This window comes from Hydrogenobaculum sp., from assembly GCF_049967395.1.
Classification (GTDB): Bacteria; Aquificota; Aquificia; order Aquificales; family Aquificaceae; genus Hydrogenobaculum.
Genome location: NZ_JBMFST010000078.1, coordinates 1 through 3,226, shown reverse-complemented (window position 1 = coordinate 3,226; position 3,226 = coordinate 1). Strand labels below are relative to the sequence as shown.

Sequence of the window (3,226 nt, the reverse complement as noted above, 5' to 3'; positions counted from 1 at the left end):
CGGATAAGAGAATGCACCTTGGCCACCAGTTACCCTTCCATGACCAACCATAGAGCCGCCGTCTTGGTTTGCCCACACACAGGCTATTCTAACAGATACCATAGGTATCTTGTTTATCACCAAGTTTGGCATGCCGCCTTCTTCTGCGGCTCTTTTTTTGGCAGCTTGTCTTACCATTTTGATAAGCTCCGAATAATCGTAGGTATAACCGTGGAGTTTAAACTCTCTACCAAAGGGTGTAAGGTGTGGAAATACCGTATGGCACACATCACAAGTGAGTCCTGTCTGTCTTGCGAAAGATGGTATTGCAAAGCTTGCTTTTGGCGCAAATACCGCCAACGATAGAAGCCCAACGACCCCGTAAGCCATTCGTCTTACTAACTTTGTATTAGCTTAAAAAACAAATTTATTAACGCCGGTTAAAATATTTTATTTATCAGATTGATTTATTTTTGCTTTTGGTATATTATTATATGAAATTGGAGGTTTGATATAGATGTTTAATATCCCTGAGATTACACCAGAAGAGGCAAAGAAGATTTTAGAATCAGAAGAAAATGCAGTGCTTTTGGATGTGAGGACACCTCAAGAATATAGGCAAATAAGAGTGCCAAACAGCGTTTTGATACCGGTGGATGATCTAAGATTTAAATTTAAAGAACTTGACAAAAACAAAAAATACCTTGTAATGTGTAGGAGCGGAAACAGAAGCGCTTTTGCTACCTATGCTCTAAGACAGCTTGGATTTGATGCTTACAACGTAATAGGCGGTATATTAAACTGGCCTTATGAGGTAGAAAAGGGCTAATCATGAGCCTATTATGAAATACATAATAGAAGCCCAAAATATAAAAGATGACTATAAAAACATTTTAGAGAGAGCTAAGTTTTTCAAAGAAAAAAATATATACCCCACTTTAAACAAGTCTTGCGCCCTTTTTTTTGAAGAACCCTCTACAAGAACGAGGCTTTCTTTTGAAAAAGCATCAAGAAACTTAGGATGTGAAACCTATTACATACAGGGAAACTTCTCATCGTCAGTAAAAGGCGAAACGCTCTTTGATACATTCTTATCTCTTAAAAAAATTGGTATAGATGTGGTGATTTTTAGGACTTCTGACATCATATTTGACTATGAAGCATTGTTAGAGCTGAAGTTGGGACTTATAAATGCTGGGGACAGCACTCATGAACACCCTTCCCAAGGACTTTTGGATGTTTTTACGCTTTTAGAAAAAACACATACGTTAAAAAATCAAAACATACTTTACGTAGGAGACATATATCACAGCAGAGTTTTTAGGTCGGGGGCTTATCTTTTTAAATTAGAAGGGGCTAATATAGGGGTTTGCGGGTATCCTGGTTTCATACCAAAAGATTACCCTTTTATGGATAAAGTTTTTACAAATTTAGATGAGGCTATAGAGTGGGCTCATCATGTAATAGCTTTGAGAATTCAAAAAGAAAGACACAAAGAAACCTACAACTTAGAAAGCTATTTTGACATGTACGGAATAACAAAAGAAAGATATAATAAAATTAGAGGATTTTTGATGCATCCTGGCCCTGTAAATAGGGGTGTTGATATAGATGGTGATTTGTTGTACAAGGAGAAATCTTTGATAGCAAATCAGATTGAAAACGGCGTGTTCGTCCGGATGGCTATGATAGAATATGTTGTAGGATAGGAGATGGTTTATGAAATATACATATATAAGATACATGGACACAAACAAGATAGGCCTTTTAGAAGGTACAAATGAGGTTTTACCAAAAAACTCTTACGTAATCGTAAGTAAAGACGATTGCGTGGATATTGCAAAAGTGGTGGGAGTATCTAACAAGCTTTACGAAGTGAAACCTTCTTTTTTTATAAGAAAAGCCACAAAACAAGATATATCTAAAATGCATCACTTTAGCAAAATTTCTCAAAGCTATATGAAAATTGCCAAAGAACTTTCCAAACAACACAATCTATCTCTAAAATTTATAAAAGCTTACACACCTATAGACGGTTTAAAATCTTACTTCTTTTATACTGCTGAAACAAGGGTTGATTTTAGGCAGTTTGTAAAAGATTTGGCTAAAGCCATTAAAAAAAGGATTGAGATGAGACAAATAGGTACTAGGGATGCCGTCCAAATGCTTGGTGCCGTTGGAATGTGTGGATGTAAGACATGTTGTTCAAACTTTATAGATGTGTTTGAATCTGTGAACCTAAAAGATATGGAGATGCAAAACCTACCTATGTCTCCTTCAAAATTTACAGGTCCATGCGGTAAACTTGTGTGTTGCATGTCTTTTGAAAAGATAAACTATGTAATAAAGTATATACTTCCCCCAGAAGGCACAAATATTTGTTTTGAAAATAAAGAATATACGGTATCTCATATAGACCCGCTTACAAACTTGGTAGCTTTGACCTCTTCGGAAGATAGATTAAATGTAAACGTTATGGATTTGCTACCAGAAGGCTATGAAGTGGCTGTTAAAAAGTGTGCTTCTTGCGGCGGATGTTGTGCTTCTAACGTAGAACAGCAAAGCGTTATTTTTGAAGAAGCACTTGCTTGAATGCTTTTTTATGGAGAGTTTGAAGATTTTAAGATAGGTATAACAAAAGACTCACAAGGGATATTTTTACCAAAACAAATTCATTCAAACGTTGTAGTCTATATAAACGATTACGCTGAAAATATAGAAGCTGACGGTGTTATAACAGACAGAAGCGCTTTTAAGATAGGTGTAAAAACGGCGGATTGTGTGCCTATAATTTTAAAATCAAAAAACTTTGTAGGGGCTATTCATGCTGGTTGGCGAGGGCTTTACAACGGCATTTTGAAAGAGGCTTTTTCTTTGTTTGAAAGCTTTTCGGAAAAACCTTACTTTGCTTTTATAGGTCCTTCTGCGAAAGAATGTTGTTATGAAGTGGGACCAGAATTTCAAAACTATTTTAAAAGCTTAAAAGTCGTTGATAACAAATTATTTTTTGATACACAGAAAGAAGCCATAAGTCAATTAAAAGCCCTTAACAAAGATATTAGACTTTTGGTATACGATACATGCACCATATGCAACAAAGAAATTCCAAGCTATAGAAGAGATAAAACAAAAGAAAGAATGGTGGTTTTTGTAGAAAAAAATTAAATATCTCAAGATTTTTCTAAAAATTCTTCTATACTAATATCTGCTTGTTTTAGTATAGCCCTCAGCGTTCCTTCTGGTATAT

Annotated in this window: 4 protein-coding genes and 1 pseudogene; 4 read left to right on the top strand and 1 reads right to left on the bottom strand. The window is 35.4% G+C overall.

The window, feature by feature from the left end; translation table 11 throughout:
* Window positions 1-369: pseudogene (locus tag ACP5S8_RS07950) on the bottom strand (hypothetical protein); the annotation flags it as partial.
* Window positions 370-496: 127 nt separating this feature from the next.
* On the opposite strand from ACP5S8_RS07950, the gene ACP5S8_RS07945 reads away from it, so the two are divergent.
* The 4 genes from ACP5S8_RS07945 to ACP5S8_RS07930 are packed head-to-tail and all read left to right on the top strand — an operon-like array spanning window position 497 to window position 3,144.
* The gene (locus ACP5S8_RS07945; protein WP_461870110.1) at window positions 497-808 is read left to right on the top strand and encodes a rhodanese-like domain-containing protein; all 312 of its coding nucleotides are present in this window, start codon (window positions 497-499) and stop codon (window positions 806-808) included.
* A gap of 13 nt (window positions 809-821) precedes the next feature.
* Window positions 822-1,688, top strand: a complete 867-nt coding sequence (locus tag ACP5S8_RS07940) for an aspartate carbamoyltransferase (RefSeq protein ID WP_461876410.1) — start codon at window positions 822-824, stop codon at window positions 1,686-1,688.
* Between the two features lie 10 nt (window positions 1,689-1,698).
* Window positions 1,699-2,571: a PSP1 domain-containing protein gene (locus ACP5S8_RS07935; RefSeq protein ID WP_461876409.1), complete on the top strand. Its 873-nt coding sequence runs from the start codon at window positions 1,699-1,701 to the stop codon at window positions 2,569-2,571.
* A complete protein-coding gene (locus ACP5S8_RS07930; RefSeq protein ID WP_461876408.1) occupies window positions 2,572-3,144 on the top strand; it encodes a polyphenol oxidase family protein in 573 nt (190 codons plus the stop codon). It abuts the gene before it with no gap.
* The last annotated feature ends 82 nt before the right edge of the window (window positions 3,145-3,226 follow it).

Bases quoted from the DNA above. Each gene is read 5' to 3' on its own strand.
- ACP5S8_RS07945 (WP_461870110.1), top strand. From the start codon at position 497: ATGTTTAATATCCCTGAGATTACACCAGAAGAGGCAAAGAAGATTTTA.
- ACP5S8_RS07940 (WP_461876410.1), top strand. From the start codon at position 822: ATGAAATACATAATAGAAGCCCAAAATATAAAAGATGACTATAAAAAC.
- ACP5S8_RS07935 (WP_461876409.1), top strand. From the start codon at position 1,699: ATGAAATATACATATATAAGATACATGGACACAAACAAGATAGGCCTT.
- ACP5S8_RS07930 (WP_461876408.1), top strand. From the start codon at position 2,572: ATGCTTTTTTATGGAGAGTTTGAAGATTTTAAGATAGGTATAACAAAA.